This window comes from uncultured Stenotrophomonas sp. (assembly GCF_963519125.1).
Classification (GTDB): domain Bacteria; phylum Pseudomonadota; class Gammaproteobacteria; order Xanthomonadales; family Xanthomonadaceae; genus Stenotrophomonas.
Window position 1 is genome coordinate 160,504 of the sequence record NZ_CAUQLJ010000008.1, and the last position, 16,290, is coordinate 176,793.

The window sequence follows — 16,290 nt, forward strand, 5'->3', positions numbered from 1 at the left end:
CTGTCCGGATCCGCAGCGGTGGGGACCGCTGCTCCGATGCAAGGAAGACGTGGATGGCCGAATTTCTCAATGTCGCACTCAGCTTTCCCACGCTGCCGTACAGCATCGTGCTGGCCTTTGCGGTGGTGTACTGGATGCTGGCGGCCTGCGGTGTCATTGACGACGGGTTCGCCACCGATGGCATTGAAATCGGCGACGACGGCCTGCAGGGCATTTCCGGCATGTTTTCACGGCTCGGCCTGGGCGGCGCCCCGGTCATGCTGGTGATCGCGCTGCTCGCGTTCTTCGGCTGGACCGCCACCTATTTCGTCCATCTGTTCCTGCTTCAGCCGCTGCCTGCGCCGATGCGCTGGGCAGGCGGCAGCCTGGCGGCGGTGCTGGCGCTGGTGCCCGCCGTGCCGCTCACCGCGCTGATCCTGCGCCCGTTACGACGCCTGCTGCTGCGCCTGCGTCCGGTGGCCCAGACCTCGCTGCTGGGGCGTGTTGGCGTGATTGCCTCGCCCCAGGTCACTGCGAGCACCGGATTCGCCACGGTCGAAGATGGTGGCGCCGGATTGATCCTGCAGGTGCGTCTGCCAGAAGGCCACACACTGCCGCGCGGTCGACGCGTGGTGTTGCTGGACTACCACCCCGAACACAACCACTACCTGGTGGCCGCCGAAGGCGACCATCCCGCATTGTTAGATAAGGAGATCCACCGATGAGCGTTGCAGCCTTGGCCCCCTTCCTGATCGGGGTCGGCGTCCTGCTGGTCCTGCTGCTTGGCCTGGCCGGCCTGTTCAAGGCCTTCTACCGCAAGGTGGACCAGGGCGTAGCGTTGATCGTCAACGACATGAGTGCACAGCCCAAGGTGCATTTCACCGGTGCGTTGATCATTCCAGTGCTGTACCGCGCGGAGCTGATGCGGATCAGCCTGATCACCCTGCAGATCGACCGTCGCGGCAAGGAAGGCCTGATCTGCCGTGACAACATGCGGGCCGATATCGCCGTGGCCTTCTACCTGCGTGTCAACGAAACCCAGGCCGATGTCCTGCGCGTGGCCAAGGCTATCGGTGCCGACCGCGCGTCGGACAAGCACGCAGTGGATGAGCTGTTCAACGCCAAATTCTCCGAAGCGCTGAAGACCGTCGGCAAGAAGTTCGAATTCACTGAACTGTTCGAGAAGCGCCAGGAATTCCGCGACGAGATCATCGCGGTGATTGGCAACGACCTCAACGGCTACGCGCTGGAAGACGTGGCCATCGACTACCTGGAGCAGACTCCCAAGCTGCTGCTGGACCAGAACAACATCCTGGATGCCCAGGGCATCCGGAAGATCACCGAGCTCACCGCCACCCAGAACGTGGTGACCAACGAGCTGGAGCAGAACGAAAAGCTGGCCATCACCAAGAAGAACGTCGAAGCGCGGGAAGCGCTGCTGGCGTTGGAACGCCAGCAGGCCGAAGCCGAAGCCCGCCAGAAGCGCGAGATCGAAACCATCCGCGCCCGTGAAGAAGCTGAAACCGCCAAGGTCCAGGAAGAGCAGCGCCAGCTGTCTGAACAGGCCCGGATCGAAGCGCAGGAGGTGATCGACATCCGCGAGCAGAACCGTCTGCGCGAAGTGGAAGTGGCCGAACAGAACCGCCAGCGTGCGGTGGCCATTGAAGCCGAGCGGGTGGAGCGCGCGCGCCAGCTGGAGCAGGTCACCACCCAGCGTGAAGTCCAGTTGCAGGGCGTGGAACGCGACAAGGTGGTCGAGTCCGGCAAGATGGACGTGGCCAACATCACGCGCGAACGCATCGCCATCGACAAGACCGTGGCCCAGGAAGAAGAGCGCATCAAGGAAGTGCGGGAAGTCTCCGAGGCCGATCGCCTGAAGCAGGTGCTGATCCTGGAGGCCGAAGCCAAGGCGCAGGAACTGATGGTGCGCCAGGTCAAGGAGGCGCAGGCCGCCGAAGCGTCGGCCAAGCACCGCGCGGTTGAAATCACCACCCTGGCCCAGGCCGAACACGAAGCGGCAGGCAAGCAGGCCGAAGCCAAGCGCCTGCTCGCCGACGGTACCCGTGCCGAGCGCGCGGCCCCGGGACTCGCAGACGCGCAGGTGCGTGAAGCCTCCGCGCTCGCCATTGAAAAGGTCGGTATCGCCGAAGCCCGCGTGATCGAGGCCAAGGCCGACGCAACCCTCAAGCAGGGCACCAACGAAGCCCGTGTGCTGGCCGAGACCCTGCAGGCGCAGGCCCAGGGCGAGGAGCAGATGGGCCTGGCCCGTGCAACGGCGACCGAATCGGTGGGCGGAGCCGAAGCCGGCGTGGTGCAGAAGAAGCTGCTGGCCGAAGCCGAAGGCCTGGTCCGCAAGTTCGAGGCCATCGCCTCGCTCAGCGACACCGCGCGCGGCCACGAAGAGTTCCGCATGATGCTCGACAACAGCCTCAAGCAGGCCCTGGCCTCGATAGAGGCCGGCAAGGAGGTCTCGCGCGAGAACGCGGGCGTCATCGCCAGCGCGCTGCGCAACGCCGACATCGACCTGGTCGGTGGCGACGGCGGTATGTTCGAGAACCTGATCAAGGCGGTCTCGCTTGGCAAGTCGATTGAAGGCCTGGCCGGCAAGAGCCCGATCGTGCAGGACCTGATGCAGCGCTACCTGGGCGTGACACCACGCGAGGAAGCGCCTCGCCAGGAGGCTCCGCGCCAGATCACCGACGAGCACGCCACGGCCGCCGTGGTCGAGGCGCGCTGAAGCACTGCACGTGACCCGGAAGGAAGCCGATGTCTGAACCCAACCGTCCCGATCCGTCGTCGCCCGACGCCACCGCCACCGTCGACCAAGCGGTCGCCCAGGGCGGCGCTTACGAGGTACTGCGCCGCCGCCTGATGGAGCAGGGCGGCCGCCTGCGCGGCCTGGCCGATGTCCTGAACCAGCAGCGCCTGGTCGAGTTCGGTGACAGCCGCCTGGAGGTCACCGGCCGTTTCCGCATCCGCAGTGAAAACAACTGCGTGGGCCGCGACATCGTCCAGGTTGGGCCTGACCTGCTGCTGTTCGGCTACAACGTGTTCCTGGGGCTCAAGACCCAGACCCGGGTTGAAGACGTATTCGGTCTGTACCGCCTGGTGCAGGCCGGCGACGGCTACGACGTTACTCCGGTGGACGCCAAGGGCAGCTTCCTGGCCCAGCCGGGCTTCGTACACGACTTCAGCGAGCTGTACGCCTACTACAAGCATGCCCGGCTGCTGCAGCTCATCAAGGTGGGCGACAAACTGCTGGCCTCGTTCCAGATCGGCGAGCGCAGCACCGACGTGCGCGTGTTCCGCTGGGCCGTCGCGCGCGATGGCGCGTTGACCTACCTGGATGCACGCGGCGAGCGCGATATCGCGCTGCCGCCGCCGTTCGACTTTGAATGGGCCCGCGCCACGCGCGACATGGCGGTCAGCGGCCGCCATTCGCACCTGAACATCCTCGACACGTTGTTCGTGGAGACCACCGGCGGCGACCTCACCGTCAAGGTCGAAAACAACACCGAAAGCGGGCAAGGGCTCTACAGCGAGCCGGTGGACGACAGCACCCAGTCGCTGGACGACGCCCAGTTCGATTACGCCCGGGTCGGTTCGCTGGTGCTGCTCAAGGTGCTGCCCTACCGTGAGACCGTGTGGCGCGGGCTGATCTACAACACCCTGACCGGCACCATCGTGCGCAACGACGCCATCGTGCAGGCCTGCGTGCAGCTGCCTGAAGACCACGGCATCATTTTCCCGGGCGGCTATTACCTGCAGAGCGGCGAGCACAAGGCGTTCGACGCGTCCATGCAGGGCATGCAGTTCAAGCGCGCGATCCGCTCACCGAACGGTGAGGATGTGCTGTACATCTTCTACGAACGCGAAGGCGGGCGTTCGGCGCTGTTCGTCTACAACACCATCCAGCGCGTCCTGCAGAACCCGGTGTTCGGGCATGGCTATGCCTTCCTGCACGACGGGCGCATGGTGCTGTTCCATGCCGAAGGCACCGAACCCACCCGCATCCATCCCATGCAGGTCTGGCAGACCCCGTTCAGCAGCGACGAGTTCGCCGCCAGCCGTCCGCCGGGCAACACCTTCATGGGCCGGATCGGCAACGCCGAACTGGTGCGCGGGATCTCCAACCTGTTCGACCTGGCCCGCGGCATCGAAGGCCAGGATGTCTCCGTGCAGCGCTACCAGCGCCTGGTGCAGGACACCCGGCGCCTGTTCGACGCCCATCATTGGCTGGACGACGCGCACTGCGACGGCGCGGCCGCGCTGCTGCGCGAGATCAGTGGCACCGGCGAGTCGGTGCTGGACGAATACGAGAAGGTGCAGTCGATCCGGCAGCAGTCGTCGCAGGCCATGGCCAAGGCACAGGCCGTGCAGAAATCACTGCTGGCCGGCCTGCAGCCGTACAACTGGAACGAGGTGCAGTCGTTCGTCGAGGCCCTGAACGCGATTTCCACCCAGCGCGGCCACCTGCTGACGATCCGCGACTACCGCTACATCGACACCGACGCCATCGATGTGATGACCACCGCCCTGCAGGAGGCCCACGACCGCATCGGCGCGGCGACCGGCCAGTTCCTGGGCGGCGAGACCGCATTGGCGCCGCTCGGCGAGCGGCTGCAGGGGCTGGACACGGCGGCCCAGCAGGCCGAAAGCGCGCGGGTACTGGACGAGCAGCTGGCTGGCATGCGCGGCATGGCCGCCGACCTGGACATGCTCTCGGCGCTGATGGCCGGGCTCAAGGTCGACGATGCCACCGCGCGCACGCGCGTCGTGGAATCCATTTCAGCGGTCTATGCGCGGCTCAACCAGAGCCGGGTGCGCGCCGAGCAGCGCCGTCGCTCGCTGGGTTCGGCCGAAGCGGTAGCCCAGTTCGCCGCGCAGTTCGCGCTGTTCTCGCAGGCCATCACCAGCGCGCTGGCGATGGCCACCGACCCCGAGCGTGCCGACGAGCAGATGTCCCGCCTGTTGGTCCAGCTGGAAGAACTGGAAAGCCAGTTTGGCGAGCATGAGCAGTTCCTCGGCGACATCCTGGCCAAGCGCGAAGAGCTGATTGAAGCCTTCGAAACGCACAAGCAGGCGCTGCTGGACGAGCGCCAGCGCAAGGCGCGTTCGGTGCTGGACGCGGCCTCCCGCATCCTTGAGGGCCTGGCCAAGCGCACCGAGCGCTTTGCCGGTGCCGATGAACTCAATGCGTTCTTCGCCGGCGACCCGCTGGTGCTCAAGCTGCGCGAACTGGCCGGGCGACTGCGCGAGCTTCGCGACAGTGTGAAGGCCGACGATGTCGAAGCGCGGCTCAAGGGCGTGCGCGACCAGGCCGTACGCGCGCTGCGCGACCGCAGTGAATTGTTCGAGGCCGGCGGCAACGTGGTGCGGCTGGGCCCGCGCCATCGTTTCAACGTCAACACCCAGGCGCTGGACCTCACGCTGTTGCCACGTGGGGATGAACTGGCGATCCACCTGACCGGCACCGACTTCCTCGAAACGCTGCACGATCCGGAGCTGGCCGGGCTGAAGGCGTACTGGCAGCTGGGCCTGGATTCCGAATCGGCGCAGCTGTATCGGGGTGAGTACCTGGCCGGCAGCCTGCTGCTGGCGGCCATGGAGGGACGTGACGGTCTGGACCTGGCGGTCCTGCAGCATGCGGCCGCCGAACCGGACGCGCTGGAGCGGATCGTGCGCGACTTCGCCGCGCCGCGTTACCGCGAAGGCTACGAGCGCGGCATCCACGACCACGACGCCAGCCGCGTACTGCACGCCATGCTGCCCTTGCAGCAGGCTGCCGGCACCCTGCAGCATGCGCCGCGCGCGCGTGCGCTGGCCCTGCTGTTCTGGGCCGCGCATCAGCGCCGCGACGACGTGGCCCAGTGGGCCAGTCGCCAGGCCGGTGCCGATGCGATTGCGCATCTGTTCCGATCGCACGAAGGGCAGCAGGCCCTGCTGTCCGAAATCGACCGTGCAGTGGCGGGCTTCGTCGACGAGCGTGCGCTGCCCTTCAGTGCTGCCGATGCACAGGCCGCAGCAGCCTACCTGGCGGCCGAGCTCAGCGCCGGTGACCCGGTGTTCAGCACCAGCCGGTATGCGCAGGCATTGCTGGAGGCACTGGGCCAGCACCTGCAGGCCGCCGGGCAGCGCGAGGCCTTCGACCGGGCACTGCAGCGTGAGCAGGACGGCCTGGCCGCGCGCTGGGCGCTCGCCGGACAGTGGCTGCGTGCGCTGTGCCGGTTGCCTGCGTTCATCGACCATGCCGGCTATGCCGACGAAGCCGCAGCGCTGCTGCTGGTGGCGCGCGTAATCCGCACCCGCCCCAGCGATGTTGCGCTGCTGGTGCAGGTGGAGGGCCTGCTGGGCGAGCATGCACGCATCCAGCAGGGGCGAGTGTCGCTGTCGCTGGACGACTTCCTGGCTCGCCTGCGCGAACATCTTCAGGTGTTCGTGCCGGCGTTCCATGCCTACCAGGGCGTGCGCCAACGCATCATCGCGCGCGAGCGCGACGCGCTGCGCCTGGCCGAGTTCAAGGCGCGGCCGTTGTCCTCGTTCGTGCGCAACAAGCTCATCAACGACGTCTACCTTGGCGTGATCGGCGACAACCTGGCCAAGCAGATGGGCACGGCGGGCGAGAACAAGCGCAGCGACCTGATGGGCCTGTTGATGATGATCTCGCCGCCGGGCTACGGCAAAACCACGCTGATGGAATACGTGGCGCACCGGCTGGGCCTGGTCTTCATGAAGATCAACGGCCCGGCGCTGGGTCACGAGGTGCGCTCGCTGGACCCGGCCCAGGCACCGGATGCCACCTCGCGGCAGGAGCTGGAGAAACTCAACCTCGCACTGGAGATGGGCAACAACACCATGCTGTATGTCGACGACATCCAGCACACCCACCCCGAGTTCCTGCAGAAGTTCATCTCGCTGTGCGACGGCACCCGCCGCATTGAAGGTGTGTGGCGCGGCCGCACCCGCACCTACGACATGCGCGGCAAGAAATTCTGCGTGGTGATGGCCGGCAACCCGTACACCGAATCCGGCGAGGTGTTCAAGATTCCGGACATGCTCGCCAACCGCGCCGACATCTACAACCTGGGCGACGTGCTGGGCGGCATGGAGGATGCGTTCACCCTGAGCTATGTCGAAAACAGCCTGACCTCCAATCCGGTGCTGGCACCCCTTGCCACGCGCGAGATGGCCGACCTGTACCTGCTGGTCGACCGCGCGATGGGCAAGGAGGTGTCCACCAATGGACTCAGCCATGCTTACAGCGGTGCCGAGATCAACGAGATCGTCGGCACCCTGCAGCGCATGCTCACCGTGCGTGACGTGGTCTACCGCGTCAACCAGCAGTACATCGCCAGCGCTGCGCAGGACGACTGCTACCGGACCGAACCGCCGTTCCGCCTGCAGGGCAGCTACCGCAACATGAACAAACTGGCCGAGAAGCTCTCGCCGGTGATGAACGAGGCCGAGCTGCAGCAGTTGATCTCCGACCACTATCTGGGCGAGGCGCAACTGCTCACCACCGGTGCCGAAGAAAACCTGCTCAAGCTGGCCGAGCTGCGTGGCGTTCTCACCGACGACCAGCAGCAGCGCTGGGCGCAGATCAAGCGCGACTTCCTGCGCAACAAGGCGATGGGCGCCGGGGACGCCGATGTCGGCGGGCGGGTGGTGGCACAGCTGGCCGATATCGCCGGCGCCCTGCAGCGCACTGCCGAGCCCGTGCCCGTAGCGGTGGCCGACCCGGCACCGTGGCCGGCGCTGCTGGCCGCGCTTGAGCGGCTGGCGCAGGCACAGGTGGAAGCGGCCGGCGTGGCGGCATCGCAGGCGACGGTCGACGCCGTCGCGCCCGCCGATGCGGTACCGCTGTCCCAAGGCCTGCGGGAAGGTCTTGCACCGTTGTTGCAGCTGCTCGGCCAGTCCAATGCCGAGCAGGCACGTACCGGCGAAACCCTGGCGCTGCTGGCCGGCTGGGTGCGCCAGCAGATGGAGCGTGAACCGGCGGCAGCCCCGCGTGCGCGCGTGCGGCGCGCCAGCACGCCGGAAGAGCGCGCACTGGACGAGGCGCTGATGCGTCATTTCTACGGTGCCGCTTCGGTGCCGCCGCGCGACACCCCGGCACCGGACGATGCGCGCGTATGAGTGCAGGGTGGCCCAAGCCGCAGCCGCCCGCCCCGGACGCGTCCAGCCTGGCGCGCTATGGCGACGCGTTGCTGGCAATGCTCGACCAGGGCGGGGCGCCGGCCGCCGCGGTGGACAGGGCAGGGCAACCGCTGCTCCAGGTATTGGACCAGCTCGCCCAGGTGATGCAGTCGGCCAGCCCGGGCGGCTTGCGCCGCCAGGCGGGCTGGTGGGACCGGCTGTGGGGCCGTGATGTGGAGCGCGAACTGGACGCGCAGGCGTGGCAGCCGCGCCTGGGCGTACTACTGGTGCAGGCCGAAGTTGCCCTGCAGGCGGTGCGCGACCAAAGCGCGGTCCGCGACGCAGCGCAGGCCCGCGCCGCCACTGCCGTGCAGGCGTTGCAGGCGTGGGTCGCAGCCGGGCAGGCACAGCTGGCGAGCTTGCCTGCACCATTGCAGGCGGTGCTGGCCCAGCGTCTGGATCATCTTCGCCGACTAGGTGCCTTGCAGCAGGTCGAAGCTGGCCAGTGGCAGTTGCTGGTCGACCAGGATGGCGCACTGCTGGCACGCGGCCAACGCATCATCGAAACGCTGCTGCCTGCCTGGCGCCAGGCCGTACTGGTCCGGCACGCCGGCGACCAGCAGCAGCGCGACCAGCAGGCCGCGCTGCTGCACGCGCAGATCAGCGCCGAGCTGGCCTCGGTGCAGGCTAGACTGGACTGACCCGCGCACCCCAATGACCCTCTTCAAGGAGATCGCAGCATGACCCAGGATACCCAGGCCACCGCGGTGCTTGCCGTGGCACCCACCGCCGTGGACGACGCCAGCCTGCAGGCCTTGGGGCTGGTGCGCGAAGATCTGCCGCGCATCGCGGAGATCGGGCGCAGCCTGGAGGACATCCGCCCGGGCAACCTGCAGGTGTTCGGGCGTGATGCGGCCGCCAAGACCGCCGCGTTCTCCAGCCAGCTGCTCGACCAGGTGCGCAACCGCGACCTGGATGCCAGTGGCGACAAGCTGGGTGAAGTGGTGCGCATTGCGCGCACGCTCAACCTGGATGCCTTGACCCAGCGCTCCAAGCTGCCGGTGATTGGTGGCTTGATCGACAAGCTGCGTGCGTCCAAGGGCGAACTGGTGCAGAAATTCAGCGACACCAACCGCCAGATCGAACAGCTGCTGGGTGACGTGGGCGGCCAGCAGGCGTTGATGGGCCAGCGCGTGGGCGAGTTCGACCGCATGCACGATATCGTGCGCGAGGAACGCCATGCGCTCGGGCTGCACATCGCGGCGGGCAAGCAGCGGTTGGACGAGCTGCGCCTGGAGCAGGGGCAGAACGCGGGCACCGAGGACCCACAGCTGCGCATCCGCCAGAATGAGCTCGACAACGCTATCCGCCTGCTGGACAAGCGCGTGGGCGACCTGCGGGTGATGCAGCACGCGGCCGACCAGTCGCTGCCGATGATCCGCCTGATCCAGGCCAATGCCATCCAGCTGATCGAGAAGTTCAATACGGTCCGCGACATCACCATCCCGTCGTGGAAGCGCCAGTTCGCCATCCAGCTGTCGCTGAGCGAGCAGAAGAATGCGGTCGAGCTGTCCAACGCGATCGACGACGCCACCAACGACCTGATGCGTCGCAATGCCGACCTGATGCGCCAGACCTCGGTGGAAACCGCCAAGGCCAACCAGCGCGCCGTCATCGACGTGGCCACCCTGCGCCATGCCCACGACCAGCTGATTGCCACCGTGGAAGAAGTGCGCAGCATCCATCGCGACGGCATGCAGCAGCGCCAGCAGGCCGAGGTGGAGCTGGCCAGGCTGCGTGATGAAGTGCAGCAGCGGTTGGCGCAGCCAACCGCCGCGTAGTGCCGGCCGCTGTGAACGCAGGCCACCCCGGTAGGGTCGCACCCCAGTCGATCGCCGATGCAGGTTCAACGCCCGGGGAGGCATGACCGTTGAGCGGAGAGTCTTGCCTGGCGCGGTCCATGCCCTAAAGCGCCGATCACCGTTATCGGCGGTCGATCAGGATGCGACCCTACCGAAGCTGTTCCGTCAGCCATTCCGATAGCGCATCCACCCGCGCATCCTGCCGACCCGCCGGTGTTGCCAGCACCCAGAAACCGCCCGTCGCGCCAAATCCCCATGGCGCCAACAGCCGCCCGGCCGCCAGCTCATCGGCCACTAGAGGTTCCGGTGCGATTGCCACGCCCAGCCCGGCCACCGCCGCTTCCAGCAGGAAATACAGATGCTCGAACCCGGTGCCCAGCTGCAGCTGCTTCGGGTCCAGGCCATGCGACAGCGCCCAGTCCGGCCACGCCTGCGGGCGCGAGGTGGTGTGCAGCAGCGGTTCGCCCAGCAGTGCACGCGGCGGGTGTTGCCGCAGTCGCGCGGCAGCAGGATGCTGCGGGCTGACCACCACGCCCACCCGTTCCGGAGCCAGTTCGCGCACCTGCCAACCGCGCGGCCACGGCGGCTGGGCCAGCAGCAGCACCGCGTCCAGCGCCTCCTGCTGCCCGGTGAAGCTGCCGTCCTGCGCCGACCAGTGCAGTGACAGCTGCGGCAGCTCGGCCTGCAGGGTCGGCAGGCGCGGAATCATCCAGCGCGCCAGGATGCTGCCGCTGCAGCCCAGCACCAGCGCGTCGGGGCGCTGCTGCCGCTGCAGGCGGTCCACCGCGTCGCGGATCTGGGTGAAAGCTCCGTCGCATGCGGCCTGCAGCGTGACACCCGCTGCGGTAAGCCGCACCCCGCGCCCCTCGCGCTCGAACAGGGCCAGGCCCAGGTGCTCCTCCAGCAGCCGCAATTGCCGGCTGATCGCCCCGTGGGTGACATGCAGGGCCTCGGCGGCCCGGCCAACCCCGCCCAGCCGGGCCGTGGCCTCGAAGCTGCGCAGGGCATTGAGCGGGGGTAGGGACGTCTGGCTCATGTGAGTTTTCCTGACGGATTGATGCAGATAATATCGATATTCCGGGCAGGACATGTGCGTTAGATTGTCAGCCTGTCTCCAATGGCTGTCGCGTCATGTCCGCATCCCCCGCATCCCCCATCGCAGATTTCCACGCCTATCCCGACGCCAACGGCCATTTCGGTCGCTACGGCGGCAGTTTCGTCGCCGAAACCCTGATCGGGCCGCTGCAGGAGCTGGCCGCGGCCTATGACGAGGCGCGCCGCGATCCGGCGTTCATTGCCGCCTACGACAAGGACCTCACCCATTACGTGGGTCGGCCCAGCCCGATCTACCACGCCGAGCGGCTCAGCCAGCAGGTCGGCGGGGCGCAGATCCTGCTCAAGCGCGAGGACCTGAACCACACCGGCGCGCACAAGATCAACAACACCATCGGCCAGGCCCTGCTGGCCGCGCGCATGGGCAAGAAGCGCATCATCGCCGAGACCGGCGCCGGCCAGCACGGCGTGGCCAGCGCCACGGTCGCGGCACGGCTGGGTTTGGAGTGCGTGGTGTACATGGGCGCCACCGACATCGAGCGGCAGAAGATCAACGTCTACCGCATGAAGCTGCTCGGCGCGACGGTGGTGCCGGTAACCTCCGGCTCGGCCACGCTCAAGGACGCGCTCAACGAAGCGATGCGCGACTGGGTCACCAACGTGCGCGACACCTTCTACATCATCGGCACCGTCGCCGGTCCCGACCCGTATCCGCGCATGGTGCGCGACTTCAATGCCATCGTTGGCCGCGAAGCGCGCGCGCAGATGCTCACCGACTACGGCCGCCTGCCCGATGCGATCACCGCGTGCGTCGGTGGTGGCAGCAATGCCATCGGCCTGTTCCATGCCTTCCTCAACGATCGCCAGGTCCGCATCGTCGGCGCCGAAGCCGCCGGTGACGGCATCGAAACCGGTCGCCACGCCGCCTCCATCGCCGCCGGTCGCCCGGGCGTGCTGCACGGCAACCGCACCTACGTGATCTGCGACGACGACGGCCAGATCATCGAAACCCATTCGGTGTCGGCCGGCCTGGACTATCCCGGCGTCGGGCCGGAGCACGCGTTCCTCGCCGACAGCGGCCGTGCCGAGTACCTGGGCATCACCGACGACGAAGCGCTGGCCGCGTTCCACCAACTGGCGCACAGCGAAGGCATCCTGGCCGCGCTGGAATCCAGCCATGCGGTGGCCCAGGCGATCAAGCTGGCGCGCGAACTGCCCAAGGACAAGCTGGTGCTGTGCAACCTGTCAGGTCGCGGCGACAAGGACGTGCACACCATTGCCGCGCGCGAGGGACTGATCCTGTGAATCCAGCGCTGCGCCAGGGAAGTGCGCTGCTCATGGTGGCCAGCCTGGCCGGCTGCACCGCGCCGGAGCCGCCTGTGCTGGCGCCCGCAGCCGCGGTGAGCGCCCCGGCGCCGACCGGCAGCGACGATGCGGCGCAGCGCCCGCTCGGTGAGACCCCACGCGCCGCCGGCGATTCGACCACCGATGCCGATGCCGATGCTGCAGCACCTGCAGTGGTCTCGGTTGCACTTGACCATGCCGGCGACGTGCTGGTCGGCCAGCGCTTCAGCGAAGTCGACGCCGAGGGCGAATGGCACTCGGCTGGCCTGAGCGACGGCGAGCCGGCCGGCGCCTGTGAATACTACGAACGCGGCAGCCTGCCCGAAGGCGTGGCGATGATGGTCGAGGACGACCACGTGCAGCGTTTCGACCTGGCCAGCATCGACGGCTCGACCGAGGCGATTGCACAGCCTGGACCGTTCGGGCTGCGCCTGGGCATGTCCGAAGCCGAGGCGCTCAAGCGCCTGCCGCCGGGCAGTACCCGCGCGCCGCATGCCTACGACCCGGAAACGGGTCATTACCTTACCTGGCAGGACCCGGGGTCGGATCTGGCGATCCGCCTGGAGATCTTCGACGGGATGATTTCGACGATGTATTGGGGCGCCAGTGGCGCCGTTGAACTGAAAGAAGGATGTGCCTGAAATGCCTGTCGACCGTATCGATGCCTGTTTCGCGCGCTTGCGCGCCAGCCGCCGCAAGGCGCTGATTCCATTCATCACCGCCGGCGATCCCGGCCTGGAGGCAACCGTGCCGGTCATGCACGCCCTGGCTGCCGCAGGCGCCGACGTGATCGAACTGGGCGTGCCATTTTCCGATCCGATGGCCGACGGTCCGACCATCCAGCGCAGCTCCGAGCGCGCGCTGGCCCGTGGAGCGGGCCTGCGCTACGTGCTGGAAACGGTCACCGCGTTCCGCCGCAGCGACACCACCACCCCGGTGGTGCTGATGGGCTACCTGAACCCGGTGGAGATCCACGGCACTGCGCGCTTCGCCGATGCGGCCATTGCCGCAGGCGTGGATGGGGTGCTGCTGGTCGACCTGCCGCCGGAAGAGGCCGAAGAAACCCTGGCGGTCTTCAACGCGGCCGGGCTGGCGCTGATCCTGCTGGCCTCGCCGACCACCGCCGACAGCCGCCTGGACCTGCTCGCGGGCATGGCCCGGGGCTATCTGTACTACGTAAGTTTCGCCGGCGTCACCGGCGCCTCCGAGCGCCTGGACAGCAGCGCGGCCGGCGCCCGCCTGCGCGATCTGCGCAGCCGCTCCTCCGCCCCGGTCGTGGCCGGTTTCGGGATCAAGGACGCCGCCAGCGCGGCAGCGATGGCGGCCGAGGCGGACGGGGTGGTGGTCGGCAGCGCACTGGTCGCGGCGCTGGCAGAGGCGGGCAGTGCAGAAGCAGCGGCCGCTACGGCCAAGGCATTCCTGCATCCGCTACGTGAAGCCCTGGATCGCTGACCGGTAGAGCCACGCCCTGCGTGGCCTGGCGGTTCCGGGTGGGTCCGCAGCCACGCAGGGCGTGGCTCTACCGGACGGTGGCGTAGGGATCCCGGCTCCACAGCCGGTGAGCTAGACTGTCCGCCTTTGCGGCTTACGGGCCGCCCTGAACGGAAGTGTCATCCCGCATGAGTTGGCTCAGCAAGTTGATGCCGTCGGGCATCCGCACCGACAACGTCCCCAGCAAAAAGCGCAGCGTCCCCGAGGGCCTGTGGGAAAAGTGCAGCAGCTGCGGCAGCGCGCTTTACGGTCCTGAGCTGGAAGAAAACCTGGAAGTCTGCCCCAAGTGTGGCCACCACATGGCGATCCGCGCCCGCGCGCGCCTGGCCTCGCTGTTCGATGCCGACAGCACCACCGAGATCGCCGCGCGACTGGGGCCGACCGACCTGCTCAAGTTCAAGGACCAGAAGAAGTACAGCGAGCGCATCAAGATCGCGCAGAAGAACACCGGCGAATATGACGCGCTGATCGCCATGCGCGGCCTGCTCAAGGGCCGTGCGCTGGTGGCCTCGTCGTTCGACTTCGCCTTCATGGGGGGCTCGATGGGCTCGGTGGTGGGTGAGCGTTTCGCGCTGGCCGCCGAAACCGCAGTCGAGATCGGTGCCCCGTACGTGTGCTTCTCGCAGAGTGGCGGCGCGCGCATGCAGGAAGGCCTGTTCTCGCTGATGCAGATGGCCAAGACCTCGGCCGCGCTGGGCAAGCTGCGTGAGGCCGGTCTGCCGTACATCTCGGTGCTGACCCACCCGACCACTGGTGGCGTGTCGGCCTCCTTCGCGATGCTGGGCGACATCAACATCGCCGAGCCGCAGGCGCTGATCGGCTTCGCCGGCCCGCGCGTGATCGAGCAGACGGTGCGCGAAAAGCTGCCGGAAGGCTTCCAGCGTTCGGAGTTCCTGCTCGAGCACGGTGCCATCGACCAGATCTGCGACCGCCGCGAAATGCGCGACCGCTTGGCCGAACTGCTGGCCATGCTGGGCCGCCAGTCCGCTCCGGACGCGGCTGCCTGATGGCCGCGCGCAGGTATTTCGGTACTGACGGCATCCGCGGTCGGGTCGGGCAGGGGGTGATCTCCGCCGATTTCGTGCTGCGCCTGGGCAATGCGCTGGGCCGGGTGTTGACCAAACGCAGCACCCATGCCCCCGGCGTGCGCCCGGTGGTGGTGATCGGCAAGGACACCCGGATCTCCGGCTACATGTTCGAAGCGGCGCTGGAAGCCGGGTTGGTGGCGGCCGGTGCCGACGTGCAGCTGCTGGGCCCGATGCCGACCCCGGCGGTCGCCTTCCTCACCCGCACGCTGGGTGCCGACGCCGGCATCGTGATCAGTGCGTCGCACAACCCGCATTACGACAACGGCATCAAGTTCTTCTCCGCCGACGGCGAGAAACTCGATGACGAAACCGAGCTGGCGCTGGAGGCGGCGCTGGACACCGAATTCACCACGGTCGATTCGGACCGGCTCGGCAAGGCGGCGCGCGCGCGCGACGCGGTCGGTCGTTACATCGAGTTCTGCAAGGCCAGCGTGCCGCGCGGTTTCGACCTGCGCGGCCTCAAGGTCGTGCTGGACTGCGCACATGGCGCCACGTATCACATTGCGCCGCTGCTGTTCCGCGAGCTGGGTGCGGAGGTGGTGGCCATCGGGGCTGAACCCAATGGCGTGAACATCAACGATGGCGTCGGTTCGATGCATATCGACAACCTCGCCGCGAAGGTGCGCGAGGTCGGTGCTGACCTGGGCATCGCTTTCGACGGGGACGGCGACCGCGTGCTGATGGCCGACGACCAGGGCAACCCGGTCGACGGCGACGATCTGCTGTATGTGCTGGCGGCCGCCTGGCAGAAGAACGGCCGCCTGCGCGGCCCCGTGGTGGGCACGCTGATGACCAACTTCGGGCTGGAGCAGGCGCTGGAGCGGCTGGGCCTGCCGTTCGTGCGCAGCAACGTAGGCGATCGCTACGTGCACCAGGCCTTGGTCGAAGGCGGCGGCGTGCTCGGTGGCGAAGCTTCGGGCCACCTGCTGTGCCTGGACCGTGCGACCACCGGCGATGCGATCGTCAGTGCGCTGCAGGTGCTGGAAGTACTGCGTCGCGACGGCACCACGCTGCGAGCTGCACTGTCGGACGTGACCAAGGTACCGCAGAAGACCGTCAACGTGCGCCTGGCCGGGGTATCGGCGAAGGCCATCGTGCAGTCGGAAGGCGTGCAGTCGGCGCTGGCCAATGCGCAGCAGGCGGTCAAGGGCCGCGGTCGCGCATTCCTGCGTCCGTCCGGCACCGAGCCGGTGGTGCGGGTGACGGTGGAAGCCGATACCGCCGAGCTGATGCAGGGCACGCTGGACAGTTTGTCCGACGCGGTGAAGGCAGCGGCTGCGGCGTAACACGCAGCCGTGCTGATATGAAGAACCCGGCCAAGGCCGGGTTTTTTGTGT

The 16,290-nt window shown here is 67.7% G+C and carries 11 protein-coding genes; 10 read left to right on the plus strand and 1 reads right to left on the minus strand.

What is annotated here, in order from left to right; genetic code table 11:
• Positions 1 to 53: 53 nt before the first annotated feature.
• From RYM47_RS09045 to RYM47_RS09065, 5 genes are read left to right on the plus strand one after another with little or no spacing between them, the layout of a single operon-like run.
• Positions 54 to 704, plus strand: a complete 651-nt coding sequence (locus RYM47_RS09045) for a hypothetical protein (protein WP_315387339.1) — start codon at positions 54 to 56, stop codon at positions 702 to 704.
• Positions 701 to 2,716, plus strand: coding sequence for a hypothetical protein (locus RYM47_RS09050; RefSeq protein ID WP_315387341.1), 2,016 nt, complete (start codon positions 701 to 703; stop codon positions 2,714 to 2,716). Before RYM47_RS09045 ends, RYM47_RS09050 begins: the two co-directional genes overlap by 4 nt.
• Positions 2,717 to 2,745: 29 nt before the next feature.
• Positions 2,746 to 8,115 (plus strand): DNA repair ATPase, encoded by a 5,370-nt coding sequence (locus RYM47_RS09055; RefSeq protein ID WP_315387342.1) that lies wholly within the window; start codon positions 2,746 to 2,748, stop codon positions 8,113 to 8,115.
• The gene (locus tag RYM47_RS09060) at positions 8,112 to 8,816 is read left to right on the plus strand and encodes a hypothetical protein (RefSeq protein ID WP_315387344.1); all 705 of its coding nucleotides are present in this window, start codon (positions 8,112 to 8,114) and stop codon (positions 8,814 to 8,816) included. Before RYM47_RS09055 ends, RYM47_RS09060 begins: the two co-directional genes overlap by 4 nt.
• A gap of 39 nt (positions 8,817 to 8,855) precedes the next feature.
• A complete protein-coding gene (locus RYM47_RS09065; RefSeq protein ID WP_315387345.1) occupies positions 8,856 to 9,956 on the plus strand; it encodes a toxic anion resistance protein in 1,101 nt (366 codons plus the stop codon).
• Positions 9,957 to 10,125: 169 nt separating this feature from the next.
• Here the strand turns inward: RYM47_RS09065 and RYM47_RS09070 are convergent, their stop codons facing one another.
• Complete coding sequence (locus RYM47_RS09070) at positions 10,126 to 11,013, minus strand: LysR family transcriptional regulator (RefSeq protein ID WP_315387346.1); 888 nt, start codon at positions 11,011 to 11,013, stop codon at positions 10,126 to 10,128.
• 95 nt (positions 11,014 to 11,108) lie between these two features.
• Here RYM47_RS09070 and trpB point away from each other — a divergent pair, with 95 nt between their 5' ends.
• The 5 genes from trpB to glmM all read left to right on the plus strand — a co-directional run bounded on the left by trpB (position 11,109) and on the right by glmM (position 16,239).
• Positions 11,109 to 12,335 (plus strand): tryptophan synthase subunit beta, encoded by a 1,227-nt coding sequence (gene trpB, locus RYM47_RS09075; RefSeq protein WP_315387347.1) that lies wholly within the window; start codon positions 11,109 to 11,111, stop codon positions 12,333 to 12,335.
• Positions 12,332 to 13,015, plus strand: coding sequence for a hypothetical protein (locus RYM47_RS09080; protein WP_315387349.1), 684 nt, complete (start codon positions 12,332 to 12,334; stop codon positions 13,013 to 13,015). The genes trpB and RYM47_RS09080 overlap by 4 nt, the downstream gene beginning before the upstream one ends.
• Position 13,016: 1 nt before the next feature.
• Positions 13,017 to 13,826, plus strand: a complete 810-nt coding sequence (gene trpA / locus RYM47_RS09085) for a tryptophan synthase subunit alpha (protein ID WP_315387351.1) — start codon at positions 13,017 to 13,019, stop codon at positions 13,824 to 13,826.
• A 167-nt stretch (positions 13,827 to 13,993) separates the two neighbouring features.
• Entirely contained in the window at positions 13,994 to 14,872 is an 879-nt protein-coding gene (gene accD / locus RYM47_RS09090; RefSeq protein WP_315387352.1) for an acetyl-CoA carboxylase, carboxyltransferase subunit beta, read from the plus strand.
• Positions 14,872 to 16,239 carry a phosphoglucosamine mutase gene (gene glmM, locus RYM47_RS09095; protein WP_315387353.1) on the plus strand — a complete coding sequence of 456 codons (1,368 nt, stop codon included), beginning with the start codon at positions 14,872 to 14,874 and terminating at the stop codon, positions 16,237 to 16,239. Before accD ends, glmM begins: the two co-directional genes overlap by 1 nt.
• The last annotated feature ends 51 nt before the right edge of the window (positions 16,240 to 16,290 follow it).

What these genes read in the sequence shown, in the direction of transcription:
- RYM47_RS09070 (WP_315387346.1), bottom strand. Translation starts at nt 11,013, where the DNA reads ATGAGCCAGACGTCCCTACCCCCGCTCAATGCCCTGCGCAGCTTCGAG.
- RYM47_RS09065 (WP_315387345.1), top strand. Translation starts at nt 8,856, where the DNA reads ATGACCCAGGATACCCAGGCCACCGCGGTGCTTGCCGTGGCACCCACC.
- glmM (WP_315387353.1), top strand. Translation starts at nt 14,872, where the DNA reads ATGGCCGCGCGCAGGTATTTCGGTACTGACGGCATCCGCGGTCGGGTC.
- RYM47_RS09055 (WP_315387342.1), top strand. Translation starts at nt 2,746, where the DNA reads ATGTCTGAACCCAACCGTCCCGATCCGTCGTCGCCCGACGCCACCGCC.
- RYM47_RS09045 (WP_315387339.1), top strand. Translation starts at nt 54, where the DNA reads ATGGCCGAATTTCTCAATGTCGCACTCAGCTTTCCCACGCTGCCGTAC.
- RYM47_RS09050 (WP_315387341.1), top strand. Translation starts at nt 701, where the DNA reads ATGAGCGTTGCAGCCTTGGCCCCCTTCCTGATCGGGGTCGGCGTCCTG.
- RYM47_RS09060 (WP_315387344.1), top strand. Translation starts at nt 8,112, where the DNA reads ATGAGTGCAGGGTGGCCCAAGCCGCAGCCGCCCGCCCCGGACGCGTCC.
- accD (WP_315387352.1), top strand. Translation starts at nt 13,994, where the DNA reads ATGAGTTGGCTCAGCAAGTTGATGCCGTCGGGCATCCGCACCGACAAC.
- trpB (WP_315387347.1), top strand. Translation starts at nt 11,109, where the DNA reads ATGTCCGCATCCCCCGCATCCCCCATCGCAGATTTCCACGCCTATCCC.
- trpA (WP_315387351.1), top strand. Translation starts at nt 13,017, where the DNA reads ATGCCTGTCGACCGTATCGATGCCTGTTTCGCGCGCTTGCGCGCCAGC.